The organism is Maridesulfovibrio bastinii DSM 16055, from assembly GCF_000429985.1.
In the GTDB taxonomy this organism is placed as follows: Bacteria; Desulfobacterota; Desulfovibrionia; order Desulfovibrionales; family Desulfovibrionaceae; genus Maridesulfovibrio; species Maridesulfovibrio bastinii.
Genome location: NZ_AUCX01000007.1, coordinates 187,317 through 212,388, shown reverse-complemented (window position 1 = coordinate 212,388; position 25,072 = coordinate 187,317). Strand labels below are relative to the sequence as shown.

General features: G+C 42.8%; 22 protein-coding genes. 16 read left to right on the top strand and 6 right to left on the bottom strand.

Annotation, left to right across the window (positions count from 1 at the left end; translation table 11 throughout):
• Window position 1: 1 nt before the first annotated feature.
• Window positions 2–511 (bottom strand): bifunctional adenosylcobinamide kinase/adenosylcobinamide-phosphate guanylyltransferase, encoded by a 510-nt coding sequence (locus tag G496_RS0103105; protein WP_027177985.1) that lies wholly within the window; start codon window positions 509–511, stop codon window positions 2–4.
• Window positions 508–1,365, bottom strand: a complete 858-nt coding sequence (gene cbiR / locus G496_RS0103100; RefSeq protein WP_051294801.1) for a cobamide remodeling phosphodiesterase CbiR — start codon at window positions 1,363–1,365, stop codon at window positions 508–510. The genes G496_RS0103105 and cbiR overlap by 4 nt, the downstream gene beginning before the upstream one ends.
• A 46-nt stretch (window positions 1,366–1,411) precedes the next feature.
• Between cbiR and G496_RS21250 the strand changes: the two genes are divergently transcribed.
• Window positions 1,412–1,558 carry a hypothetical protein gene (locus G496_RS21250; protein WP_169725725.1) on the top strand — a complete coding sequence of 49 codons (147 nt, stop codon included), beginning with the start codon at window positions 1,412–1,414 and terminating at the stop codon, window positions 1,556–1,558.
• A gap of 58 nt (window positions 1,559–1,616) precedes the next feature.
• Here G496_RS21250 and G496_RS0103090 read toward each other — a convergent pair whose 3' ends face one another.
• Window positions 1,617–4,736 (bottom strand): UvrD-helicase domain-containing protein, encoded by a 3,120-nt coding sequence (locus G496_RS0103090; RefSeq protein ID WP_027177983.1) that lies wholly within the window; start codon window positions 4,734–4,736, stop codon window positions 1,617–1,619.
• Window positions 4,737–4,877: 141 nt separating this feature from the next.
• Between G496_RS0103090 and G496_RS0103085 the strand changes: the two genes are divergently transcribed.
• The gene (locus G496_RS0103085; RefSeq protein WP_027177982.1) at window positions 4,878–6,689 is read left to right on the top strand and encodes a hypothetical protein; all 1,812 of its coding nucleotides are present in this window, start codon (window positions 4,878–4,880) and stop codon (window positions 6,687–6,689) included.
• Between the two features lie 128 nt (window positions 6,690–6,817).
• Here the strand turns inward: G496_RS0103085 and G496_RS0103080 are convergent, their stop codons facing one another.
• Together G496_RS0103080 and G496_RS0103075 are read right to left on the bottom strand one after the other, a co-directional pair.
• Window positions 6,818–7,156, bottom strand: coding sequence for a tRNA-binding protein (locus tag G496_RS0103080; RefSeq protein WP_027177981.1), 339 nt, complete (start codon window positions 7,154–7,156; stop codon window positions 6,818–6,820).
• A gap of 98 nt (window positions 7,157–7,254) precedes the next feature.
• Entirely contained in the window at window positions 7,255–7,464 is a 210-nt protein-coding gene (locus G496_RS0103075) for a TOBE domain-containing protein (RefSeq protein ID WP_027177980.1), read from the bottom strand.
• A 354-nt stretch (window positions 7,465–7,818) separates the two neighbouring features.
• Here G496_RS0103075 and G496_RS0103070 point away from each other — a divergent pair, with 354 nt between their 5' ends.
• The 12 genes from G496_RS0103070 (at window position 7,819) to G496_RS18680 (ending at window position 21,558) form a co-directional block, all read left to right on the top strand.
• Window positions 7,819–8,217 carry a GNAT family N-acetyltransferase gene (locus G496_RS0103070; RefSeq protein ID WP_027177979.1) on the top strand — a complete coding sequence of 133 codons (399 nt, stop codon included), beginning with the start codon at window positions 7,819–7,821 and terminating at the stop codon, window positions 8,215–8,217.
• Between the two features lie 245 nt (window positions 8,218–8,462).
• Entirely contained in the window at window positions 8,463–8,912 is a 450-nt protein-coding gene (locus G496_RS18690; RefSeq protein ID WP_084407470.1) for a YkgJ family cysteine cluster protein, read from the top strand.
• A 14-nt stretch (window positions 8,913–8,926) separates the two neighbouring features.
• On the top strand, window positions 8,927–9,325 hold the full coding sequence (locus tag G496_RS0103060) for an OsmC family protein (protein ID WP_027177978.1): 399 nt from the start codon (window positions 8,927–8,929) through the stop codon (window positions 9,323–9,325).
• Window positions 9,326–9,529: 204 nt separating this feature from the next.
• Window positions 9,530–9,922 carry a cupin domain-containing protein gene (locus tag G496_RS0103050; RefSeq protein ID WP_027177977.1) on the top strand — a complete coding sequence of 131 codons (393 nt, stop codon included), beginning with the start codon at window positions 9,530–9,532 and terminating at the stop codon, window positions 9,920–9,922.
• 24 nt (window positions 9,923–9,946) lie between these two features.
• Complete coding sequence (locus G496_RS20370; protein ID WP_027177976.1) at window positions 9,947–10,789, top strand: AraC family transcriptional regulator; 843 nt, start codon at window positions 9,947–9,949, stop codon at window positions 10,787–10,789.
• 147 nt (window positions 10,790–10,936) lie between these two features.
• Window positions 10,937–11,251: an IscA/HesB family protein gene (locus tag G496_RS0103040; RefSeq protein ID WP_027177975.1), complete on the top strand. Its 315-nt coding sequence runs from the start codon at window positions 10,937–10,939 to the stop codon at window positions 11,249–11,251.
• 181 nt (window positions 11,252–11,432) lie between these two features.
• Complete coding sequence (locus G496_RS0103035) at window positions 11,433–13,832, top strand: acetate--CoA ligase family protein (RefSeq protein WP_027177974.1); 2,400 nt, start codon at window positions 11,433–11,435, stop codon at window positions 13,830–13,832.
• Window positions 13,817–16,030, top strand: coding sequence for a transglutaminase-like domain-containing protein (locus tag G496_RS0103030; protein WP_051294799.1), 2,214 nt, complete (start codon window positions 13,817–13,819; stop codon window positions 16,028–16,030). Before G496_RS0103035 ends, G496_RS0103030 begins: the two co-directional genes overlap by 16 nt.
• Before the next feature lie 184 nt (window positions 16,031–16,214).
• On the top strand, window positions 16,215–19,208 hold the full coding sequence (locus G496_RS0103025) for an EAL domain-containing protein (RefSeq protein WP_169725724.1): 2,994 nt from the start codon (window positions 16,215–16,217) through the stop codon (window positions 19,206–19,208).
• Between the two features lie 120 nt (window positions 19,209–19,328).
• Window positions 19,329–19,820: an acetolactate synthase small subunit gene (ilvN, locus tag G496_RS0103020; protein ID WP_027177971.1), complete on the top strand. Its 492-nt coding sequence runs from the start codon at window positions 19,329–19,331 to the stop codon at window positions 19,818–19,820.
• Window positions 19,817–20,764, top strand: a complete 948-nt coding sequence (locus G496_RS0103015) for a phosphate acyltransferase (protein ID WP_027177970.1) — start codon at window positions 19,817–19,819, stop codon at window positions 20,762–20,764. The genes ilvN and G496_RS0103015 overlap by 4 nt, the downstream gene beginning before the upstream one ends.
• 35 nt (window positions 20,765–20,799) lie before the next feature.
• Window positions 20,800–21,558 carry a substrate-binding periplasmic protein gene (locus G496_RS18680; RefSeq protein ID WP_051294798.1) on the top strand — a complete coding sequence of 253 codons (759 nt, stop codon included), beginning with the start codon at window positions 20,800–20,802 and terminating at the stop codon, window positions 21,556–21,558.
• Window positions 21,559–21,583: 25 nt separating this feature from the next.
• Here G496_RS18680 and G496_RS0103005 read toward each other — a convergent pair whose 3' ends face one another.
• Complete coding sequence (locus G496_RS0103005; RefSeq protein WP_027177969.1) at window positions 21,584–23,053, bottom strand: sensor domain-containing diguanylate cyclase; 1,470 nt, start codon at window positions 23,051–23,053, stop codon at window positions 21,584–21,586.
• 204 nt (window positions 23,054–23,257) lie between these two features.
• On the opposite strand from G496_RS0103005, the gene G496_RS0103000 reads away from it, so the two are divergent.
• Both G496_RS0103000 and G496_RS0102995 read left to right on the top strand, forming a co-directional pair.
• Complete coding sequence (locus G496_RS0103000; RefSeq protein WP_027177968.1) at window positions 23,258–23,881, top strand: helix-turn-helix transcriptional regulator; 624 nt, start codon at window positions 23,258–23,260, stop codon at window positions 23,879–23,881.
• Window position 23,882: 1 nt separating this feature from the next.
• The gene (locus G496_RS0102995) at window positions 23,883–25,016 is read left to right on the top strand and encodes an aminotransferase class I/II-fold pyridoxal phosphate-dependent enzyme (RefSeq protein WP_027177967.1); all 1,134 of its coding nucleotides are present in this window, start codon (window positions 23,883–23,885) and stop codon (window positions 25,014–25,016) included.
• Window positions 25,017–25,072: the final 56 nt, after the last annotated feature.

The window sequence follows — 25,072 nt, the reverse complement described above, 5'->3', positions numbered from 1 at the left end:
ATTACTTCTTCAGGGTCAGCGGCAGGCCTGCTGCGACAAGGTAAACCTCATCAGCCAAAGCGGCGACCTCTTGATTGAGCCCTCCGAGCTCTCTCACGAATTGGCGAACTTCCCGCGTCGGAGCTATCGGTCCCAGACCGACCTCGCATGACACGAAAATTATATCCGGGCCTTTATCCCATTTTGAAACAAGCCGGATTACCTCCCCTCTTTTTTCCTCCACGCACCCGCTGTACAGGCAGGAAAAAAGCCAAAAATCGAGACTGTCCACCAGTATCTGATCAAAATCTTCTCTAGCCTTAACCAGAACCTGATGCAAGTCTGTACCTGATTCAAGAACATGAATCCCGGTTCTACGCTCTTCTCTGTGCTTCAGAATCTGTTTTCTGAAATCCATATCAAAAGCTTTGCCTGTTGCGATAAAACATTTTTTCCCATTACCACCATAAAAAAGTTTTAACGCATAGTCAGACTTGCCGGACTTATTACCCCCGAGCACAAGGCTTATCATTTACAACCTCCGTTTTTGCGAAAGCGGTCCGCAAGAAAATAAAGAGAATCAACAAATCCGCGTTCCTCAAAAACCTCAATGGTAAACACCGTGCCCGGACGCACATTTCCGAGAACTTCATCAAGAACAGCCACACCTTTTTCGTCAAGCATATCCAGACTTTCATGTCTGGAATCTTCTCCGGGAGCATTAAGATGAACCATTTTGACATGATCCCACAAATCAGGAATGTCCGTCAGACCATCCTGAGAATAAGAAAGATAATGCCCCAGATCGAAACATATACCAAATCCGCATTCATCAATAACATCTACTATATCACAAAGGTCATTGCCTTTAATATTCTCCAGCAAAAAAAAAGAACCATTCATTCCGGACTGTTTCATCAAAGATGAAAGTTCGGGCAGAACTTTGCGGCATAAATCAGAATCTACAGGAGGGTGCAGTACATGAGCCGCGGGGTCAAGAAATGCCACTTTGTTCACAAGCTTTTTGATAATGGAGAAAATTTCTGTAACAGGATTGCACCAATCAAGATCAAGCGGCAGATGGGTATGATAAGAAAGATCTTTATTTCTCAGCTCGTCAGGCAGATCAGCAGCTCCATATTTCAGGCAACTTTCCGTTTCAAAAAATAACAGACAGACTTCTTCTATCCGACCGGAAAGATATTCACAATTTTTGAGGATAGTACCCGGAATGACCCATGATGGAGCCGCAAATTTAAAATCAATTCTCTCAATAAAAGAAAAAATATCCGAAAAATTCCAGTCGGAATATTTCGAACAGGGAGAGAACTTCCCGATACGGTTTTCACAACAATCTGAGTCTGCTTCTTTTATGTATTCAGGCATAATTATTGCTTAATATAAGCATAACAGTCTTACCGGAGTCAGGCTTATGAAAAAAATTCGCATGTTTTTCCAGCACAATTTCAATCCACTGCATGTTTTCTGCAGGTTGAAAGAGGCCGGGGTGAGCACAATTGTTGCCAGAAAAATGTCAATGGTCTACGAAAAACTGCTCTATAAAATGTTTATGTTTTAATATCTGAATGCGAATATGCTTCCACGCACACTGCGGAGGGTGTAGCATGCTTTTTTACCTAGAATACGTCAAGCAGACTTATCTCCTTCTCCTTTTGAACCTTGCGGGCCACCATTGCTGATTTTTTTATGACCTCTTCCGGAAGATTTTTAAGGAACCTTGAAGGTGGGAGACGTAATTCCCTGCCGTAAAGATTTCTTTTACGGGCATAGCTTAAATAAAGATATTTGCGGGCTCTGGTCGCAGCCACATAAAGCAGCCTGCGTTCCTCGTTGCTGTCATAAAGCCCGGACCCGCTGTCACCTGAAATTTTACCGGTAAGAACATCTGTTCCGGCAAACGGAATAACACCTTCCTCAATAGCCGGGATAAATACCGCGTCAAACTCAAGACCTTTAGCTCCATGCATAGTCATGATCTGAACTTTTTCAGCTTTTCCACGTATCTGGTCAAGATCGCTCTGAATATGAATCCAGTTTATAAGCCCGGACCAGCCGGAATGTTCCTTGTACCCTTTAACCAGAGCTTTAAAAGCCCTGCTTTCCCAGAAGAGGTGGTCAAAGGGAGGCATTTCACTCAAATAGGCAGACAGTCCTATCGGTCCCTGTGCTAATATTTTTTCAGGAAGATCTGGAATGTCTTCGTCCTGCTCGTCAGCAAGTCCGAGCATTCTACATGCAGCCGCGATGAGTATTTTTACTCTTGGTTCATTCCAGAAAGCTTCGGCCTCGGGAACTGAGCAGGGAATACCCTGCCGCTTAAGCACAGCTTCAATCTGTCCGGCAAGAGCACGAAAACGGACCAGAACAGCGATATCCCCCGGAGCCAGCAGACCCTGCTCACCGTTATCAGCCAGACTGTGGCTCGTAGCTCCGAGCAGAGCTTTGAGCTTTTCAGCTATCCATGAGGCTTCACGGGTTCCATCCGGTGCATCAAAAAGATGAATCTCAGATTCATAATTTTTACAGGCTTTAAGCTCCGGGCCGTTTTCAAGAACAGACGCTGAGATATCAAGGACATCCTGAGCCGAGCGATAATTATTTTCCAGAGTTACCACATTCAGATTTTCCCAGTATGACTTAAGGTTGTCCTCAACATTTCCTGCTGCTCCCCTGAAGCCGTAAATAGACTGATCAGGATCACCGATAGCAAAAAATCCTTCGCCATCAGCACCGGACAGCAATTTAATAACTTCCAGCTGTAAAGGAGAAAGATCCTGCACTTCATCAACCAGAATATTGGTGTAGGTCCGTATATACCCCTCGGAGCGCAGACTTTCGAGCCAGAATTCCAGCAGGTCTGTATAATCAACCAGATTCCACTTGTCCTTCTGCTCTGTATAATTTTTAAGGCAGTCGACCAGAAAATCAGGAAGCTTTTCAAGAGTCTCCCTGCCGAGATTGAGACTGCTCCAGAAAGTTTTAAGTTTAGCTGCTGATAGATCAGGATTTGCACGGGAAAAAACTTTAAAAGCGGATTCTTCGTTCATCAATGTCGGAGTCTGATCAAATACCTGCACCCAGTAATCAAATGCAAGAGCATGTAAGGTATCAGCCCGCGGCATAATTTCACTTTCGCCGAGCTGGGCTTTCATGCGCTCAGACATCTCCCCGGCAGCTTTTCTGGTAAATGTAACAGCTAATATGCGCCTTGCCCTTGTTCCTCTTTTGAGAAGATGTTCAATACGTCCCATCAGAGTCTGAGTTTTTCCAGTTCCTGGACCGGCGATAACAAGCACCGGTTCAGGCCCGGCTTCAATGGCCTTCTGCTGGGCAGCATTAAAGACAACCTCTTCAGGTTCCGGCTCCGGTTCCTGTGAATTCAAAACCTTGCGGACTTCGGCAATGCTTTCACCTGAATTTATATCTTCAGGATTTCTGCGGACCACAACCAGTCTGGCTCCGTTTTGAATTTCATCACGCTCCTGCGCGTTAAAAACAGAAATAACCCCGTATTGACCGTCAAAACCTGAATTTCTGGTGACCCGCCCTTCACGCATTCGGCCTATGCCATCAGCAAGCCAGCTGTTAACCTTCTTAATCTCTTCCAGCGGAATATCTCTTAAAACAGAAAATTCTGATCCGAATTCAGTTACAAGTCTGGAATAAACTCCAAGGACTTTCTTGGTATTGGGACCTGTTCCGACAACTTCGGAAATAAGCTCTTTAAGAGGGATAAGTGAAGTGAAACCGGGCTGTCCTTTAGGCTGAACAGGTTCCTCACGGTCAGCCAGTTCAAGGATACGTGAATAAACCCCTCTGGTCAGAGGTTTACCGCACACCGGGCATATTCCGCCTCTTGCCCTCGACTCATGCGGATCAAGAACAACTTTACATTTACGATGCCCGTCCATGTGGTATTTTCCTTCTTCAGGAAAAAATTCAATAGTGCCAATAAGTTTATGACCAAGACCCTCACCTCTCAAGGCGCGGAAAATTCCCTCATAAGACATATCACCCTGGAAAATATTGGCTTCCCGCCCAAGTTTCTCTCCTGAGTGGGCATCAGAATTGGAGACCATTTTATAACGGTCCAATGCGGAAATAAGCCAGTTCATCTCCGGATCTGAAGAAAGCCCTGTTTCCATCGCAAAAATTTCTGACGATAAATCCCCAAAGCACTCTTCGACAGTATCAAATCCTGATTTGGAACCGAAAAGTGAAAACCACGGAGTCCAGATATGAGCAGGGATAAGAAAAGCCCGTTCATCTGTTTCAAGGACCATTTCAAGAAGATCATGACTATCAAGTCCCAGTATAGGGCGGCCGTCTGATTTAAGATTGCCGACAGCTCCGAGCTTTTCATTAAATTTTCTGGCAGCTTCAAAGTCAGGCATATAAACAAGGTTATGGACCTTCCTGACTTTACCCATTTTTTTATAGATGGAACTGATCTCTCCCTGAATCATGAATCTCGTCTGACCCGAGACAGGCTCCTGCAACCAGTCTATTTCTTCATGAAGCTTTTCCGATTCCTTAAGGACAAAAAGCCCCGAACCGTCATCAACAAGCTGCTCTTCAAGTTCACTTAGCCATTCTGGATGGGTAAAATCACCCGTACCGATTACATCAATACCTTTAATTCTGGCCCAGGCAGCCAGAAGGCGTGGAGTTAAAGCTTTACTGGTAGCTCTTGAAAAACGGGAATGAATGTGAAGATCAGCGATAAATCTTTCCATAAGTTGCCGTAACGTCCGGGAGGTTGGGGTTATATCTGTCTTAGAGCGACAGTACCTGCAGCCAGCTTTGATTGCAAGAAGTCCGGTGCTTTGCTAGAGCCATCAATACAAACTCAAAAAGGTCAAAAGGAGCCGCAAGTCATGAAGCGCGCAACAGTATATGATATCTGTGATAAGCCTGTTCTGGGCACTAAAAATAGCGGAGAGCCCGGCAGCAATCTTCGCAAACTTTATAAAAAACTTTTCTGCAATCCGTTTCTGAAATATTTTATTCTGCGCTGGTGTGGACATCCCTCGATTCTGAATAATTCAAAAGAAAAATATGTTCAGATGATGTCAGCAGCAATGCAGGCAACGCATGAGAACTGGCAGGACAAAGACTGGATTGAAACCACTTTCGCCCCGCTTGCGGAGCTGCTTGATAAAGTTCAGGAACCTGAGTGGCGTGTGCGCACTCCTGTAAAAAAAGACCGTGTAAATCTTTCTGACACCAAGATTGAAAAAATTCTGAGCGAATCATTAAATGATATTTTCAGAGTCTGGGATAAAAATCCTCAGGACCCATACTTTCCGGTATCAGCGCAGGTTCTTTTATCCGGAGACGGAATCTGTGACGGCGAGAATTTTTTAGCAATAATGAAGGGACTCGGATCATTTGAATTCCAGAACATCACCCTTCTTTTTGCTCTGATGCGCTGTTTTCTGCACGCCAATCCACTGGCTTTAAAACTGATTCGCAGACCTTGGAAAGGAATTGCCGAACCGCTTACAATGCGTGTCTCATGGATAACGCACCGTACAGCTTTTTATGATGATATTTTCTTTGAGCAGCTTTACAATCTGTATATTCTTGATGAATGCACGGCTGAAGAACAGAAAAAACTTCTGGAAATGATGGAAAGCATCCTTCATTTCCTTATAGTCACAAGCTTTGAGTGGCTGACATCCCCTTCAAACAAAATTAAACATCCGGCAATAACCTGCCTGCCTAAAGACGAGAACGGCAACCCGCTGTGCAACCTTAAACCAAGAGACTGGAAAGCCAAAAGAGATCTTGGATTCGATGATTATGTTCCTGATGTGGATACAACTTTTCTGGCCCTTGCAATGTCCAGAAAATGGCTTGATCTGGTAAAAAAGCGTTCTTTGCAATGCAACCCGGAGCTGCTGGAACAATGCCGGATGATACTCGATTTCCCGTGGGTGGAGATTATCTCGGAGTATCAGATAGGCAGTGGATACAATACAAATCCACCAACCATTCCCATGACCAGACCTCTTGATTACTACGGAGCTGTCCCGCTCTGGTTCGATAAACCATTTGTAAAAAATAATGGCCGAATGGTAAGGGAGACCCTTGGAAACGAAATTTGTCCCGGTCACAACATGGATATTTTAGATTGTATCCTTTTAAACCGCAGACAATGGAACGCCCTTGAGGGTGAAAATTTAAAAACTGTTCAAAGATTTCTGACATTCCATCACAATGCCTTCGCAAGTGGAAATTTTAAGCACGACAGTGCAGTAAGATTTTACCTTCCGGAAATATATGTGAGCTACGCCGGAAGGCTCTATGACACATGGCTTGAAATTCCAGAAGAGGAACAGGCTCTTATTGACCCGGAAGGCAAGGTGGAAGAAATAAGGAATGCTGCCATTGATTACTGTCGATTTGATATGCTCGGGGCAACTTTAAATCCTTTTGATGCGTCACTCGCGGTGGCCACACTCTGCCTGCTGCGTTACAGCCCGTACGATGACGGAACTATTAAACGAGGCCTTAAAATATTACATGATCATATAGGAGAAGGTTGCTTCAAACATCCCTACAAGGCTTATGAATGGACGATGGTCAGGCATCCTACAAGGATCATTGTCGGCAGCGAAGTTACCACATCTCTATTTGTAATGAATGCCGTGGCCTGCTGGAAAAGGCTGAAAAAGCTTAAGTAAGATGTAGCGCCAGGCGTGTCAGATTTTAAATCTAAAAAATAAGCAGGCCCCGGTTAACCGGGGGCCTGCTTCAGATTGCTGACAAGTAAATGTCTTACGACACAGCGCAGTTTGATATACTTTAACTGTTAAACCAGTTTTGATCCGTTCCTGACAGGACGCTCCGGGACGGCAAGTATAACTTCATTGTCGTCACCAGCGAAACCGGTGAGCAAAAATTCAGACTTTATAGGACCGATCTGTTTAGCGGGGAAATTTAGGACGGCAACTATCTGCTTACCTACAAGCTCTTCTTTGGTATACAGCTTTGTAATCTGGGCGCTTGATTTACGAACACCAAAATCAGGGCCGAAATCAGCCCAGACCTTATACGCTGGCTTACGCGCTTCGGGAAAATCTTCAACTTTGATTATTGTTCCGGTTCTTATCTCTATCTGTTCAAATTCTTCCCAGGAAATTTCTTTCATATTCTATTTTTAAAATACGTTAATATATTTATTTTATTATTTAAAAGGCCCGCAAAAGAACCTTGAGACTCTTTTGCGGACCTTTAAGGAAAATCAGACTAATCGGTTACTACCATAACGCTGGTAGCTTTAACCATAGCCTTAACGGTTGAGCCTTCTTTCAGGCCCATTCTTTCAACTGAATCTTTAGTGATTACAGAAACAATTTCTACGCCGGGAGCTGCTTCAATAACAACTTCAGCGTTGACCATGCCGATGTTTACACTTTTTACAGTGCCGGGAATAAGATTTCTTGCGCTTACTTCCATGATTAACCTCTCTTAGATTTTTTTTATGAAAATATCTAAATGAGTATAAGAGTCAACACTGTCCTATTTTTTTTATAAAGAGTGATTGATTACAAACATAAGCATTACCCAATAAAAAATCAGTATAGATAAAATTTTATGAAGATAATTCGTTTTTATGATGCTTCATAGCTTTTTTATCGATTTTTTACTGCTCTTAAGCTTGAATTAACTATTTTCCCATAACTTTATATTGGGGGTCATTTCTCTTCATCAATACTTTTTAAATATCATTCAATAATAAATAAGATATTGGACATATCGTGAATTGATAATTTATTTCAATATCAACATCAATCATACGAGGTGAGTGATATGAAAATAAGCTACAGCTGGACTAAAGATTTCAATACGGCAGACCTTGAATCCCTGTACCTGTCCGTTGGCTGGGAATCAGGAAAATTTCCGGAAAAGCTGAAAAAGGCTCTTTTTAACTCACATCGTGTTTATTCGGCATGGCACGATAATAAACTTGTAGGATTGATGAATTCAATTACCGACACTGCCATGACGGCCTATTTTCAATACCTCCTTGTCAGGCCTGATTATCAGGGAAAGGGTATCGGCAAAGCCCTGACCCGAAAAATGCTGGAGGTTTATGCTGACATACCGCGTAAGGTTTTGATTTCCATGGAAGACAAAGTCAATTTTTATACTTCATGCGGCTTTGTTCAGCATACAGACAAATCACCAATGTTTCTCAGTTCCTTATAACCACTCCCTCTGCCCCGACAGGCAGAACCATTCTTTCAGGCAGTCCGCACTTCAATTCCCTTGTTGAAAAACGGAAACACTGCCTGCCCCCGCAACCATGGGATTTCACCCCCCATAGTTGCGGGGGTTTTCTTTTTTAAAAGACATTGTGAAAGTAGAAACGACACTGGACAGAGAGAATCTTTGGGCCTAAGGGAAAAGAAAACCCAAGTAGACTTATCACTTGAAAACAGAATCTATCAATAATGTCGCTACTTAATGAGATACTTTATCCTCTTCGCCGATGGATGCTCAGGCGCAGAGGCTTAAAAGTGGTTGTTCGAGGCTCCTGCAATATGTGCGGATCATGCTGCAGAAGAATATGCCTCTATGTGGACGGTAAGTGGGTAAAATCCAAGCGTCAGATAAAAAAAATGTATGAAGAACATCCCGAACTGAGAATGTTCAAAGTTACAGGAACAAAAATCGACGGGCTGCCGGAATTTTACTGCGAAAATCTGAATGAAAACGGTATGTGTAAAGATCACGAAAACAGGCCTGATCTTTGCCGCAATTACCCTACACCGGATATATTTCTTCAATACGGAGTCCTAGCGGATTCCTGCGGGTATAGGATGGGCACTGAAAAGGATTTTGAAAAAATTCTCGACAATGCCATCAGAGGGAAAAATAATAAAAAGATTACCAGAAAGTAATCGGAGAACGTTTAATGACGAATATGACAGTCGACATTGAATTTGGCGAAGGAAAAAAACTGGACGCTAAAATAAACGGTTTTTCTGTTGCTGTTGAAGAACCTGTAAAAGCAGGTGGAAGCGGCTCTGCTCCCAATCCTGTTGAACTTTTTCTGGTATCACTGGCTTCATGCGCAGCTGTTTATGCCAGAAGATTCTGTGAAAGCAGGTCCATTTCAACTGAAGGGTTCGAAATGAAAGCTTTCTGTGAAATGGATCCAGATAAAAACCATATTGAGAAAGTACGCTACCAGCTCCATCTTCCAAAAGATTTTCCAGAAAAATATAAAGCCGCACTGCTCAGGTCAGTGGACCTCTGCACTGTGAAAAAACATCTTATCAATCCACCTTCTTTCGAACTCGAAATTATTTAATATTTTAACTGATACTATTTTCTAACTAAGAAAAGCGGAACTTCAGCTGGAGTTCCGCTTTTTTTGTCTGCTGCACATGTAAGAACAGATTATTTTTATATTATCACGATTAAAAAGACTGTTAAATTCAGCAAGATTGTTCAAGACCTGATCATTAAAATTCTGCATTCTGCTTTTATAAAAACACCTTAAAAGGAGATAGAAATGAATATTAATGAAACCGCAACCTTATTTTCCAATGGAACAATCGAATTTGAAGGTCAAAGCAAAAGCTGCTGTGATCTGCCATGGAATCAGCATCCCGCCTTCAAAGGAGTTGCATTAAAAAACCTGCTCAGCGCAGCAGAAACCGATGGCGGACTCAGCTCGCATATAGTAAAAATCGAGCCGGGATGTACTCTGGAAGAACATATTCACGAAGCCCAGTGGGAACTGCATGAAGTTATAAGCGGTCAGGGAACAGCAAATCTCTCCGGAAAGAAAATGAATTATTCCACTGGCAGAATGACTGTAATCCCCAAGGGATGTCTGCACAGTGTGACCGCTGGTGAAAACGGGCTGGTAATTCTGGCTAAATTTTTCCCCGGAGCTTCTTAAAATTTAAGCAGGGATCAAACAGGAATGACTGGAAAACCTGATGAGGCTATAAAATTTTTTAACCTGAGCGGAAGCATAAAAGGTTCAGCATTGCACGGAACTGATATTCTCAACAGTTTTCCACGTCATTCCCATTCCTGCTATGTTTTTTTGCGCGTTGACAGTGGTACAAGATCAATCTCCTCAAATGGAAAAAAATTAAACTGTCATTCAGGGCAAATGCTGTTTATAAACCCCAATCTGACCCACCGCACCGCCTCATGCCCTGAAACCGTAAACAGCTCCCACTCATACCGTGCAATATGCATTGCTCCAGAAGTGCTGAGAAGCATTGCCGAGCAGATATCCGACACTCATGAGGAACTGCCGGGATTCGAACTGACTCCTATTTATAATGAATCTCTGGAAAAAGACTTCAATAATTTTTTTCAGGTTCTTGAAACTGAAGGAGTTTGTCTTAGTTCAGACGCCGCTTTAAACACTTTTTTAAGTAAAGCCCTCCTTCTGGCCTGTGGAAACCCACCTGTTCCGGCTCCTTCTGGGATGCAGAGTGAAGCCCTTTTGAGAACAAAAAAATATCTGGAAGAAAATTATATCGAAAAAATTACTTTGAGCGAGCTCTCGGCTGTCGCCTGTCTCAGCCCTTTCCATCTCCAGCGGCTTTATGTTGAAAATTTCGGAACATCTCCGCAGGAGTATCTCATAAAATTTCGTGTGGAACAGTCGATCAGGCTTTTAAAGGAAGGTTGTACACCGGCCGAAGCTGCAATGCAGACAGGATTTTCTGATCAAAGCCATTTTTCAAGACACTTCAAAAAAAATATCGGTATCTCTCCGGGTAAATTTATACATATCAACTTCGAATAGCCGCCCAAACATCGAATAATATCTATAGTAAAAACCATTTTATCCCTAAAAAAATAAATACATAACTTTTAAATTGGGTCTATCTGTTGACAACTCTGACATCTGGCATATTCTCTTGTTAAACCATAATTCATCAGGAGAGAAAACATGATTGAACTTACAGATAGTGCAAAAGAGGTTCTGGACCAGCATTTTGAAGGAAAGGAAAAAGAACCTATCCGTATCTTCGTTACTTCCGGTTGCGGTGGTGCAAGACTCGCAATGGGACTTGATACAGCTAAGGAAGAAGATGAGAAATTTGATGTTAACGGTTATGAGTTTGTTGTTGATAAAGAACTTTACGAGCAGGCAAAACCTCTCAAAGTAGACCTCACACCCATTGGAATTGACATTTCATCTTCTCTCGTTTTCGAGCACACCGAAGGCAGTTGCGGAAGCTGCTGCGGCGGTTGCGGAGAATAGATCAAAAGACTGCGAAACCAAGAAGCCCGGATTTCCATCCGGGCTTTTTTTGTGTCCTTTAGTTTTTAAAGTGAAGCTGTTAGCACATATTTAATAGTGATTTTAACCAAAACATCCTCTATATTTACAGACAGCTATAAAATAACAATTTTACCCCTGTCAGTTCCCGGAGTTTATAAAAATGGAATTTTCTATTGATTATGAAAAAATATCTGAAAGCCTGAAACAGGCTGAAGCCGATGGCAGAAATTTTCTGTACGAATATGAAACCTACACCCTGCTCTCAGACTCCGGGGCTGAATCCGTTCCACGCTCTTCTTTCATAATCAAAGGAAGCAGGCCTTCAAATGAAGAATTGTGCGCCCTGCCCGGTGAAAAAGCTGTCCTTAAAATTGTTTCGCCGACAATATTCCATAAAACAGAGCTTGGCGGAGTTCGTATTGTCGAAAAGCAGCCCGGAAAAATTCGCTCCACATGGCGGAGAATGATGGATGAAGTTCCTGAAAATTATTACTCACTGATAGAATCCGGGGCTCTGCACTGCCCTGATAAATACAAAGGGCTTAACGGGCAATCACTTAAAGATGCTATTTCAACAGATATAAAAGGAGTTCTGCTGTGTGAATTCATGCCGCCTGATTCCAATGCCTTCGGTAATGAACTGCTGGTCAGCCTCAGATGCACCCGGGAATTCGGAATGGTCATAACCGCAGGTCTTGGAGGAACAGACACTGAACTCTACGCTAAAAGATTCCGCAAAGGACTGGCCGTTGTCTCCGCCTCCACTGAACTCACTAACGGAAAAGACTTTTTCAGACTGTTTAAAAAAACAATTGCCTATGAAAAACTATCCGGTGCAACCAGAGGACAGCAGCGGATAATCTCCGATGATCAGCTCATCGAATGTTTCAATTCATTTATTATGATGGGGAATTATTTTTCCCCTGCAGGCAGTAAATCTGAATTCATTCTTGATGAACTTGAAGTGAACCCCTTTGCTTTTACTGATTATCAGATGGTTCCACTGGATGGTATCTGCCGCTTTTCAAGAGTCCGTGAAATTCCCAACAGCAGACCTTTCAATAAAATCAGCCGCCTTCTGCAACCGGAATCAATTGCCATTATCGGAGCATCTGCCACCCGCATGAATTTCGGCAGAATTATTCTCAACAATGTTCTCGGCAAAGGATTTCCAAAAGAAAAAGTTACCCTGATCAAAAAAGGTGCGGATATGATCGACGGGGTCAGATGCATCCCGGATACAGCATCTCTTAAAAAAGCTGTCGACCTTTTCATAGTCGCAATATCTGCAGGACAGGTTCCTGAACTGGCCAATGATCTGATTGATAATAAACGGGCGAATTCAGTAATGCTGATTCCCGGAGGAATTGGAGAAACCCGCGAGAGCGAAGAACTGGCCGCAAAACTAAAAAAACGTATCAACGAAGCGCATCTTGATGAAGACGGTGGTCCGGTTTTTGTGGGAGCCAATTGCCTCGGCATACGCTCAAGATCAGGCAGATACGACACAATTTTCATACCTCCCGAAAAGCTGGGCAAAAAGGGCAGCTCCACACTTGGTAAAAGATCGGCTTTTATCAGTCAGAGCGGCGCTTTCCTTGTGACCAGAGTAAGTAAAATGTCCCAGATTGATCCTGCCTATATGATTTCAATAGGCAACCAGACAGATCTTACTGCCGGAGATTTTATGGAATGGTGCTGCAAACAGGATGATCTGGATGTCATTGCCGTATATATGGAAGGCTTTAATGATATGGATGGTCTGGCCTTTTGCAGAGCTGTGCGCAAAGCGGTTATAGCCGGAAAAGAAGTTGTCTTTTATAAGGCCGGCAGAACACCTGAAGGACGCGGAGCAACATCCGGACATACCGCATCCGTAGCCGGGGATTACATGGTCTGCGAATCATGTGTAAAGCAGGCCGGGGCAATGGTTGCCGATAACTTCACCCAGTTTATGGACCTCTACCTTCTGGCCAACCTTTTTCACGGTAAAAAAACATACGGCAACAGCTTTGCGGCAATCAGCGGAGCCGGTTTTGAAGCTGTGGGCATGGCTGACAACATTCAGGGTGATGACTTTACAATGCGTATGGCTGAATTCAGTGAATCCACCCTTGAACGCATGAATGATCTGCTGAAAAAAGCCCGCCTCGATTCTCTTGTAACAGCTAAAAACCCGCTCGATATCAATCCTGCTTCAAACGACCGCATGCATGTGGAAATGGCTTCAATTGCTGCGGCTGATCCTGATGTAGATGGCATTGTACTGAGCCTTGATGCGATTTCACCAGCCGTGCAGTCTCTCCCGGCAGGTATAAGGGAAAATGATTCCATTGATTCTCCTGAAAGTATTGCCAATCTCATGCCTGAGTTTGTTGCAGATTGTCCAAAACCGGTAATTGCAGTTGTGGATGCAGGAAGACTTTATGACGAACTTGTTCAACGTCTTGAAGACAAGGGAGTTGCTGTATTCAGGTCTTGTGACAGGGCTGTTTCCGCACTTGGAAAATATCTGGACTGCCGTATTTATGCAGAGAATTTCAGATGCAGATTCTGCTAAAAGGAAAAAAATCAGCTCTGATTCTTATTCCGCTTATTTTAGCGGTTGCCCTCCTGAATTGCGGATGCGCAGGAGGGCAGCATAAATATAACTTTAAGGGCTGGTCACCGGAGAACAGCTCCATTGATTTTGTTCTTGAGACATCCGGCAGCAACAGCAAAGAACTGCAAAAGGTTCTGGATACCTGCAAAGGGTATCCGGAAAAGATGCAGTGCGCCAAGTTTCTCATTGCCAACCTGCCCCCGGGTGACAGATCCTCAATTAAAGCTGAAACGCTCATAGATAATATTAACTTTGCCTTACTTGCAAGACGGACCATGCCTTGGGGTAAGGATGTATCATGGTCAGACTTTCTCCATTATGTGCTACCGCACCGTGTTTCACAGGAAAAAGCATGCAACTGGCGCAGACCTTTTTTCAAAGAAATTATGCCGCTTGTGGCCAGCTGCAAAGATATTAATCAGGCCATTTTAAAAATAAACCGCTGGTGTTTTGAAAAAACGGATTTCAAGTCCACCCAGAGGTGGGATCAAAGCCCGTCTATGACCATAAACAGAGGTGTAGGCAGATGTGAAGAAGCGGTGATACTGCTGGTCTGTGCGCTCCGTTCGGCAGGAATTCCAGCGCGGCAAGCCATGGTTCCCGCATGGCAGCACACCAATGACAACCACACATGGACAGAAGTATTAACCGGGACAGGATGGCATTATCTTGAATCCGCAAATCCAACCTTCGGTCTTGATCAGGCATGGTTCAGCGAATCGGTCCGCAAAGCTCCGCTGATTATGTCCTACGCTTACGGTGATCTGAAATATCCTGTATTCCCAGTCATAAAAAAGACTTTCGGTTGCACTGTTCTCAATACTACAGCGAAATATGCTCCGGTAAGCCCGATGCGCATAACCGTGGTTGATGAAGACAATAAACCTGTATCCGGGCCGGTATATATTTCTGTTTACAATTACGGCTCTTTTGCAGGTGTTCTTGCACTTAAAACCGATAGCAACGGAAAGACGGAGATAAAGCTAGGACCGGGATCAGTGCTGATTTCAACTTCACTGAAAGGAAAATCAGCCTTTAAATTTTCAACATGGATACCGGGAAAACAAAAATGCAGAGCAGCGGTAAATTTAAAACTGAACTCGCATGATTCCATATCCGGGCAGCATTTGCTCGGATTCAACTATGCGGACCTGCAATCCACCAAAAATTCCGGCAAAAAGACGAAAGGAATTGGAAAAACCGAGCTTAATAAAATTAGAGGCATCAGAAATAAAAAATTTGAGGCCATAAAAAAATCCGCCCTACAATTTAACAAAGCACATGCCGACACTCTTGCCAGAGCTGGCCTCAACCTTCCGGAAATTTTATACGCGGCGACAAGCTGCCCGCCTGAAGACCTCAGTCTTTATTATAAAATGCTTGATGAGATGGCTACGGCAGACCTGTGTTCCTATACGGCAGAGCAACTGCTTAAAAATTTACTTTCAGCAATACAGGCACGCAAAGAGGCTTCGGCTTCCGGCATAACTTACAGTGATGAAATTTTTCTTAAATACGTTTTAAATCCCCGGATAAAATATGAACAGCCTTCACACTGGCGTGAAATCCTCAGACACAGCATTAAACCCGAAAACAGAACTCCTGCCGCAATAAACACCAGATGTTCCCTGCTTGAAAAAATTCCCAGAGGTCCGCTTGGCTGTGCTCTGACACCTGTTGGAATAATTAACAGTGGTTGTTATTCAGAAGATTCTGAAAAAAGGCTTTTTGCTGTTGCAGCCTTAAGGAGCTTTGGTATTCCGGCTCGTGATCTAGCAGAACAGAACTGGATAGAATTTTATAACGGTAAAAAATGGAAGCCGATGTATCCTGACCATCCTGAGCTGTTAGGACAATTTAATGCAACCGAAAAAAGCTCTTTTTACTATGGGCAATGGCCTAAAATTACTTTTGATGTTTCTCAAATGAATAAGAATGACCGTTACCCTGAATATTTCAAAGATTTTACGCTCTCAAAAGTTGTATCAGGTGTTTTATTTAAAATAGTCGAAAACTCAATTTCAGGAGGATACAACACTGAAAATCATATTTGGGAAATGAAAGTACCTCAAGGTGACTACTGGCTTATATATGGAGTCAGGAACAAAGCCGGAGAACCTCTGGTAACGATTGAAAGCATAAACACTCATAAATAATATTGTTGAAAATATCAAAATATCTATTTGATATAACAATACTTTTACAACCACATAAAGATTCTTGCAAAAGGTCTTTACATATCCTAGTTATCTCTGTGCTATGCATGCGAAGCTTCAACAGGTACAAGACAGGGCAACAGGGTCCTCCATATCCGAACCAAATGAAAACAAACGTCCTTCAATGATCACAGAGAAAGACATCTCTCCAGCTTACTTCGTTAAGCATCTACCTGATCCGGCATACGCCATTGATCTTGAGGGCTATATTACAGCCTGGAATCAGGCCATGGAGGATCTTACCGGAGTACCGGAAGAGCAGGTTGTCGGAGCCGGAAACTTTGAAGCTGGTTTCATCCTTTATAAACAAAGAAAACCTGATCTCATAGACCTCATCAGAGATTGTGACGTAAGTGGAGAACTTGTTTATTCTTCAATAAGAAGACACGGCCAATCGCTGGAAGCTGAAACAAAAACAACAAATCTTCGTAATAAAAGACTACACCATTTACTCGTTCAAGCCTCCCCTATCTGTGATAATTCAGGCAACCTTCTCGGAGCATTTGAAACTGTAAGGGATATAACTCCCGGAAAGCAGAGTGAAAATATTAATGTGCTCCTTTACCGCATTGCCTCAGAATTGAATAACGAAGAGTCTCTGACTGATTTTTTCACTTTTCTGCACCTTACAATAACCGAATATATTTTTTCGACAGTTTTTATGGTTGCCCTTAAAAATAATGATTCTGATAAACCGGAATTCAACTACCTTGCTGATGAAAACCTGCAACCACTGTCCGCAAAAACAAATACCGTAAACTATCTGCAATTATGTGAACAGGTTCTTTCCTCGGGCCGCCCTCTTCTGATCAATGATCCCAATGATAGTCATGAACAGAAGGACAATGGCTCAGGAGCCGAAACAGGACTATGGCTCGGAGTTCCTCTAAAGACAGGAGGAAGAGTCATCGGGGTCATGGCTATGCACAGTGCCGACACGAACTGCCGGTATGATATACATGACATTGATCTGCTCAGTGCAATATCCGAGCAGACGGCTTCAAGCATAATGAGAAGAAAGACCGAAGAGGCTCTTTTTAAAAGTGAAGAACGCTACCGCTCCATATTTGAAAACGCAATCGAATGTGTTTTTCAGGTTGCAGGAGACGGCAGAATACAGGTTGTGAATCCTGCAATGGCTTCATTCATGGGCTACGACTCGGCAGAACAGCTTATAGCGGAACGCCCTTTTGCCGCAGACTGCTTTATAAAAAAATCAGAGTACCTGAGACTGGTCAGGCAACTGCGTAAAAATGGTTCTGTTACAGGCTTTCACGCCTCAGCATGGAACCGTCTTGAACTTGAAAAATGGGCTGTTATAAATGCCCGCATAATAAAAGGTTCCAATGGCGAACCGGATTACATATCAGGATTCGCTTTTGATGCCACTCCGCAGATTGTAGCCCAGAGGAATGTGCATAATCACAAATCCAGATTCATGCAGCTTTTTGACAGGTCACCTCAGGCTATTGTTTTGCTTGATACCCATGGAGGGGTCCTTGATACAAACCGCAGTTTTCAAAATCTGTTCGGATACAGCACCTCTGAAATGCGCCATCTTTGTAGCAACCTGTCCTGTGAAGAGCCGCCGCTGGTCATAAATAAATTTGAAAAAGTCCTGCACGGTGAAACTCTTCATTATGAGGCCCTACGCAAAGATAAAAACGGATTGACTATTCCGGTCTCAATACTTGGATTTCCGTTTATGTGCAGCAATGAAATATCCGGTGCATTCTTTATATATACTGACATTTCACCAGAAAAAGAATTTGAAAGACAACTTTCACACCAGTCCCAGCACGATGGACTGACAGGACTTCCGAACAGGTCTTTATTCATGGAACGGCTGGAGATTGCTCTGGACCGTACCCATAAGGACGAGAGCTATACTTTTGCCGTTCTCATGCTTGATCTTGATATGTTTAAACGTATCAACGACAGTCTGGGACATCATGCCGGTGACGAACTGTTGGTTAAAACCGGTCAGCGGATCAAAAAATGTCTGCGTTCAATTGATACCCTCGCCAGAATGGGCAGTGATGAATTTGCCATCTTAATTGAAGGCTTTAACTCACCGCAGCAGGTCATAAGAATAATAAAAGAAATCCGTAATGAAATACGACGCCCCATTCTGATAGAAGAAAATGAGGTTTTTGTAAGTTCAAGCATAGGCATAGTCTTTAAAACAGCTGAATATACAAACCCGGACCATATCCTGAGAGATGCGGATATAAGTATGTATCGGGCCAAGCAGCTGGGGACAAACCGCTTCAAGGTCTTCAACAAGGCTATGCACGAGCACGCTCTTAAAACTCTGCTGATAGAAAATGAGATCCGGCAGGGACTGCCAAGGGAGCAATTCATCCCATACCTGCAGCCGGTTTACAAACTTTCCAATGCCACCCTTGCCGGTTTTGAAGCATTGATGCGCTGGAACCATCCTGACAGAGGTCTTGTCGGTCCGGTAGGCATTATTCCAATTGCGGAAGAGACCGGGCTTATCGTTCATCTCGACCGCACCATGCTCAAAAAATCATGTCAATTCATGTCATTACTTTTAGAGCGTTACAGTAAATCCTCCAATCTTTTCCTTAACGTAAATCTTTCCCCGCGCCATCTGTCTCAGCCGGACCTGATTGAAGCTATTGAAGAAGTTCTCGAAGAAACTGGTTTTCCTGCTGAGATGTTAAAGCTTGAAATAACTGAATCCGCTATTATGGAAAGCAATTTAACAACTGAAACCAACCTTGAAAAAATTAGGCTCATGGGAATAAGACTTGCTGTTGACGATTTCGGAACCGGCTATTCTTCACTTTCCCAGCTGCAAAAATTCCCGGCTTCAACACTCAAAGTTGATCGCTCCTTTGTTGACGGCATGGTCGAAGACACCGAAGCCCTTGAGATAGTTAAAGCTGTTAATGCGTTAGGCCACAGTCTGGGTATGGATATTGTTGCCGAAGGTGTTGAAAACCGTAAACAGCTTGAGCTGCTGCGCGACATGGGCTGCGAATACGTTCAGGGATTTTACTTCGACAAACCGGTAAATGTTGATGACGCAGAAAAAATTGTTAAGCTGATGGATCAGGGATTCAGACATCCGGGACTTATAACCAACTGATCTCAAAACCTTTCCCGCCATATTAGCACCGGTAAATTCAGGCTTTTTTTAAATTAACTTGTTTCAGTCAGACCTAAAGTGTAAACTCAAGGCATAATCCCGAATTAAAGGAGAATGGTCTTGACGCATACAATTTCAGCCCTTGTAAAAAACAGCCCCGGAGTTCTGCACAGAATGGCGGCTGAATTCGATAAATATCTGATAAATATCAAATCTATCTCCGCTGGTGAGACAGAAAACCCGAACATATCACGAATGGTTATCCGGGCCGAAGCCAGCAGTGAAGAAATTGAAAAAATCACCGAAGATATGACCGGCATGGACTTTGTGATCCAGATTGATGACATGGAGCGCAAAGAATTTGTCGACCGGGAACTCGTCCTCATCAAAGTAGCCCGCAATAAAGACAACATAACACAGTTGATGCAGATTTTTGAAGTTTTCAGGGCCGGAGTTGTCGGTATGGGACAGCTCACCATAACAGTTGAACTAAGCGGCGACAGGGAACGGGTGGAAGGACTGATACAGATGCTTGAACCATTCGGAATTAAAGGAATGTGCCGCACCGGAATGATTGCCCTTAAACGCGGTGACGAACAGGACAGACCATGAGTTTCAAATCGCTGGAAGATCTGGCAGCGACTGTCCTTGAGAGCGGGCTCAGACCGAGAGTTGCCATCGCCCCCTGTGAAGAGGAATTTGTTCTTCGCTCTGCCGTTGAGGCTCAGGCAAATAATGTCGCGGAGCCGGTATTAGTAGGCAATCATTCAAAAACAATGGAAATTGCCCAAAAGTATAATCTTGATATTTCTCAATTTGAATTCCATGAGGAACCTGAACCGTCTCTGGCTGTCCAAAAGGCAATAGATTTATACAGAAGCGGAAAAGTTGCCCTGATAATGAAAGGGTTGATCAGCACAAGCATAATTTTAAAAGCCATACTTAACAAAAAAACAGGAGTCCCGCCCCAAGGACTTATAAGCCATGTCAGTGTTTTTAAAGCACCAAACTCAGACAGACTTATGCTGCTTACAGATGCTGCTGTGAACATAAAGCCGAATCTCCAGCGCAAGGTGGACATACTCTGCAACGCTCTGGATGTTGCCAGAAAGCTTGGCATAACCTGCCCGAAGGCCGCTGTTCTGGCTGCAACGGAAAAGGTAAACTACCCTGCAATGCCAGCAACTCTTGATGCGCAGATACTGTCTCAAATGGCCTCGGAAGGAGCATTCGGGGATGCGATTGTAGCCGGACCTCTTCAGCTGGATCTAGCGGTCTCCCCTGTTGCGGCCGCCTGCAAGGGGATAACTGATCCTGTTGCCGGACACGCCGACCTGCTGGTTGCTCAGGACATTGAAAGTGCCAATATTTTATACAAATCACTGACAACAATAGCCGGGATATGCGTTGCAGGAGTTGTTGTGGGCAGCAGCGTCCCCATCGTTGTTCCCTCCCGCGGAGACAGTGAGCGGACTAAATATTTCTCAATAGTTCTGGCATCGTACCTATCTCAAAAGAAATCAGATCAAATCTGCAGAGCCCGTACGTTTAAATAAATTTTAAATTTAAGTGCCAACTAAAGGATTTTTTAATGAGCTGCGCAGGAAAATTAAGCTTTGCAATACAAATTCTGATGTTAGCGTTTTTCCTAACCATATCAGCCTCTCCCCCGGCAAAAGCTGCGGACAGGCTGCTTATAGTTGCAGACCCCTTTCCTCCTTTTAATTACATTGAAAACGGAGAACCTGCAGGCCTGAATTTTGAGATAATGAAAGCAATTTTAAAAGACATGAACCGCGATTTTGAGTTGCAGCACCTTCCATGGAAAAGAGCCCTCCTGACAGTAAGAAAAGATAGAGCAGATGCAGTGCTTGACGTTTCAAAAGATTCAAAAAGAGATAAGTATCTGATCTACCCTGATGAATGTCTTTCAGAGTCACCGGTAATTGTATTTTATATCCGGCAGAGGACCTTTAAATACACCGGCCCGGAATCACTTGGAGGTAAAAGAATAGGCGTTATGGAGGGTTATACTTATGGGGAATTTTTCGATAAGCATCCCAATCTCTATGTAGAGCGTGTTCCCAGCATGGAGCAGAACTTCATGAAGCTGTTGCGTGGAAGACTTGACGTAGTAATCTCTTATAAAGAAGTCGGCATTTCCACTTTAAAAAAGATGAAAATTTCAGATAAAATCAGCTATTGTAAGAACCCGCTCCTGACTATTCCATTATATATAGGATTCTCAAAAGACAGAATTTCAAAAGAGTTTGTGGCAGACTTCAATGCAAGACTTCATAAATTCAAAAAGACCGGCAGAATCAAGCCCTTACTAAAAAAATACAATTAAATTATATATAAAATTTTATACCAATCTAGATATCCAACTCGGAATAGACTTTTCCCCTTCCACTCTCTTTGGCTTTGTACATGGCTTTATCAGCTCTCATTATTACGGAATCAAGGGTATCGCCACTTTTATACATGGCAACACCGGAGCTGACTCCCACATTTTTACTGCCAAGAATCTTTTCACTATAGCTGTCACAGCTGGGGATGGAATTTACAGCCCGATGGATACGTTTTGAAACTTCAACGGCCTGATCCACATCACCGGAGACAAGGACTATAAATTCATCGCCGCCCCATCTCGCACAAAAATCACTGCTTCTCACAGATGAATTTATTTTGCAGGATATTTCCTTCAAGATACGGTCACCTTCCAGATGTCCACAGATATCATTAACCCTTTTAAAATTATCTACATCAAGGACAATCAAGGATAGATTACTGTTGCTCCTTTCAGCAATTGTCGTTTCAGCTAAAAATTTGTGCTCAAATCCCCTGCGGTTCGCAACACCGGTCAATTCATCTGTATTAGCCTGAACTTCGAGTTTTTTCTGATAATGGTTAACAGTAACTATTGAGATAATAAGAATTACGATAGTAACCAGAAAACCGGCTTCAACTGTTCTTATTAAATTAGTTCTGGCTGCCTCCATTGATTTCTGCTCACTTTGCTCAACAACAAGAAACCATCCCAGTTCTTTTACCCAGCGGATTGTCATCAGAATCGTATCTTCATCTTTCTGATATTCAAAAGAAGCCGGCTCAGTGCGCTTTATGGCAAGGACTTTAGCTGAAATTTTTGAAATCCCGGGCATGCTTTTAACTGACTTAAGCTTATGCACCATCTCAGTATTTGAATGGGCCTGAACAATTCCATCAGGAGAAATAAGATAGATATTCTTATCATATTTTTCAGAAAATTCTTTCAGCAGAGTGGCAACAGCATCAACTTTAAGTCCCACGCCAGTAACACCGATCAGGTTACCATCCCTGTCTTCAACTCTGTGATTGATAAAAATTGTCAGAATATTATCTTCGGCCTCATTAGTATCAACTATAAGGTCATAATCTGTACCTTTTTTTATAAAGTCGTAATACCAGACATCATGGGAATCTTTTTTGCTTATTTTTTTCAGAATTCCATCATAATAGTAATAATTTTTTGTAGAAGCAGAAACAAAAAATGAAGAGAAGAAACCATACTTTTCTCTTATTTCGTCAAGATAACGTTTGATTTTACTAATGCCATTCTCACCATCCATGGACCAGTCTTTCAAAAAAGTATCATTAGCCATTAATGAAGAAACAAAGATAGGCCGCGTAAGACTCGCCTGAAGCTCCGAATATATATTATCACGTGTAAGCGGCAATGCTGATTGCAGTATATCTTTACGCACTGATTCGCTTGAGACCTTATAGTTGTAAGCACTTATAAAAACAAAAGTTCCAACAAGTATAGCGGTCATGGAAAGTATAAGTTTCAGCCTGATGGACATTCAAAGCTCCACATTTTCTTCAAAAAATAAAAAGGATTGATATATAGAATCGCGATATTTCTTAATCGATGAATTTGTTTTCAACAACATTTATTTTTTTATTGTATGTGACAATGAAAGACAATGAAATGATTGCTTGCAATTATACTTAAGATAATTAAAGTTTATATTTTACATTTTGTAAAATTTATATATTTTGACAAAATGAATAACAAAGATAACTTCCTCAAAATTTTTGTCCCGATTGCAAAAGCTGTTTCCGCCCTGTTGGAACCACATGGTGAAGTTGTCATCCATGATCTGGCTTCAGACAGTATCTATTTTATCTGCGGAAACTATTCAGGCAGAAAACCCGGAGATGAATCTCTGCTGGGAATGACGGAAAAAGAAATAAATAATAAAAGTGGCTATCCACCTTATTTTAAATCAGGTCCGGACGGATCACCACAGCGAAGTGTTTCTGCTGTGCTTGCAGATGAAACAGGCAAGCCCAGAGGACTTTTCTGCGTTAACGTGGAAATAGGTGAGCTTGAAACGGCCAGAAAAATATTGTCCTCCTTTATGGCCTGCCCGCGCAGTGATGAACAGCCGGAAGAACTTTTCGCCTATGACTGGCGGGAGCAAATGAATCTGCACATTGGCCGCTATCTCACTGAAAGAAATAAAAAGATAAAACACCTCACTAAAGCAGAGCGCTGTGAACTATGCCTGCAATTAAAGTCACAGGGACTGCTTGAAGCCAAGAATTCAATTACACATCTGGCTGATTCAATAAACGTAACAAGAGCAACTATATATAATTACTTGAACAAAGCGGAGGCTAAATAAAGTGGAAAAACTTGATAACTTCAAACTGGAAACATTTTTCTCAAAGTGGGAATTCAAGGCCCGTTACCACTTATGCGCTTCGGATGCCGAATCTATGAGTATCAGAGAATTATTGCAAAATTCAGGAACTGACCCTGAAGCTTTGCTGGACCTGAAACTTGGATATACAGAAACTTTCGGTAATCCGGAATTAAGAACAGAAATCAGCAAACTCTACGACAAAGGAACAGCGGATAACATTCTGTGCTTCTGTGGTGCGGAAGAAGGGATATTCTGCGCTATGAACGCCCTCCTTGAGCCTGATGATCATGTGGTGGTGATCACTCCCAACTATCAATCTCTTGAAACTATCCCCGGCTCAATATGCAGTGTCAGCGCGGTTTCACTTGATCCACATGATAACTGGAACCTTGATCTGGAGAAGGTTGAAGCTGCCATCCGTGATAATACAAAACTGCTTGTAATCAATTTTCCGCACAACCCGACAGGTAAAATAATTCCTCAGTCCACTCAGAAAAAACTGGTTGAAATGGCCAGAAAAAAAGGGATTTATATTTTCAGTGACGAAGTCTACCGACTGCTTGAACATTCACAGGAAAAAAGACTTCCTCAAATGGCAGACATATATGAAAAAGGTTTATCTTTAAACGTTCTTTCCAAAGCATACGGTCTGCCGGGGCTGCGCATGGGATGGATTGCCTGTCAGGATACCACTCTGCTGCAAAAGATGGAAAGGGTAAAACACTTTCTCTCCATCTGTAACTCAGCTCCATCAGAATTTATTGCCATGGCAGCACTTAAAAGCCGGAATGCCATAACTGAACGGCTTCGCACACTTTTAGACAAGAACCTGAGTGTTCTGAACTCCTTCTTTAAAAAGCACAGCACTCTTTTTAATTGGCAACAACCTGACGGAGGCTGCACGGCATTTCCATGTTATCTCGGCCCGGAGGGAACTGAGACTTTTACTGCGGAACTGCTGAAAAAAACCGGAGTTCTTTTGCTGCCGCCCAGCGTTTATTACAGCAATGCTGCCGGAAGAGGGTATGAAGGATTCAGAATAGGATTCGGCAGAGCAGATATGAGTGAGGCTCTGAGTATTGTAGATTCTTATCTGGACACTAATAAATATTAATAGAAAAAGCTGAAACAGAAAATTCTGTTTCAGCTTTTTCTATTGTAATACTGAGA

Excerpts from the sequence above, each read along its gene's own strand:
- G496_RS0103105 (WP_027177985.1), bottom strand. The coding sequence starts at position 511 with ATGATAAGCCTTGTGCTCGGGGGTAATAAGTCCGGCAAGTCTGACTAT.
- cbiR (WP_051294801.1), bottom strand. The coding sequence starts at position 1,365 with ATGCCTGAATACATAAAAGAAGCAGACTCAGATTGTTGTGAAAACCGT.
- G496_RS21250 (WP_169725725.1), top strand. The coding sequence starts at position 1,412 with ATGAAAAAAATTCGCATGTTTTTCCAGCACAATTTCAATCCACTGCAT.
- G496_RS0103090 (WP_027177983.1), bottom strand. The coding sequence starts at position 4,736 with ATGGAAAGATTTATCGCTGATCTTCACATTCATTCCCGTTTTTCAAGA.
- G496_RS0103085 (WP_027177982.1), top strand. The coding sequence starts at position 4,878 with ATGAAGCGCGCAACAGTATATGATATCTGTGATAAGCCTGTTCTGGGC.
- G496_RS0103080 (WP_027177981.1), bottom strand. The coding sequence starts at position 7,156 with ATGAAAGAAATTTCCTGGGAAGAATTTGAACAGATAGAGATAAGAACC.
- G496_RS0103075 (WP_027177980.1), bottom strand. The coding sequence starts at position 7,464 with ATGGAAGTAAGCGCAAGAAATCTTATTCCCGGCACTGTAAAAAGTGTA.
- G496_RS0103070 (WP_027177979.1), top strand. The coding sequence starts at position 7,819 with ATGAAAATAAGCTACAGCTGGACTAAAGATTTCAATACGGCAGACCTT.
- G496_RS18690 (WP_084407470.1), top strand. The coding sequence starts at position 8,463 with ATGTCGCTACTTAATGAGATACTTTATCCTCTTCGCCGATGGATGCTC.
- G496_RS0103060 (WP_027177978.1), top strand. The coding sequence starts at position 8,927 with ATGACGAATATGACAGTCGACATTGAATTTGGCGAAGGAAAAAAACTG.
- G496_RS0103050 (WP_027177977.1), top strand. The coding sequence starts at position 9,530 with ATGAATATTAATGAAACCGCAACCTTATTTTCCAATGGAACAATCGAA.
- G496_RS20370 (WP_027177976.1), top strand. The coding sequence starts at position 9,947 with ATGACTGGAAAACCTGATGAGGCTATAAAATTTTTTAACCTGAGCGGA.
- G496_RS0103040 (WP_027177975.1), top strand. The coding sequence starts at position 10,937 with ATGATTGAACTTACAGATAGTGCAAAAGAGGTTCTGGACCAGCATTTT.
- G496_RS0103035 (WP_027177974.1), top strand. The coding sequence starts at position 11,433 with ATGGAATTTTCTATTGATTATGAAAAAATATCTGAAAGCCTGAAACAG.
- G496_RS0103030 (WP_051294799.1), top strand. The coding sequence starts at position 13,817 with ATGCAGATTCTGCTAAAAGGAAAAAAATCAGCTCTGATTCTTATTCCG.
- G496_RS0103025 (WP_169725724.1), top strand. The coding sequence starts at position 16,215 with ATGATCACAGAGAAAGACATCTCTCCAGCTTACTTCGTTAAGCATCTA.
- G496_RS0103015 (WP_027177970.1), top strand. The coding sequence starts at position 19,817 with ATGAGTTTCAAATCGCTGGAAGATCTGGCAGCGACTGTCCTTGAGAGC.
- G496_RS18680 (WP_051294798.1), top strand. The coding sequence starts at position 20,800 with ATGAGCTGCGCAGGAAAATTAAGCTTTGCAATACAAATTCTGATGTTA.
- G496_RS0103005 (WP_027177969.1), bottom strand. The coding sequence starts at position 23,053 with ATGTCCATCAGGCTGAAACTTATACTTTCCATGACCGCTATACTTGTT.
- G496_RS0103000 (WP_027177968.1), top strand. The coding sequence starts at position 23,258 with ATGAATAACAAAGATAACTTCCTCAAAATTTTTGTCCCGATTGCAAAA.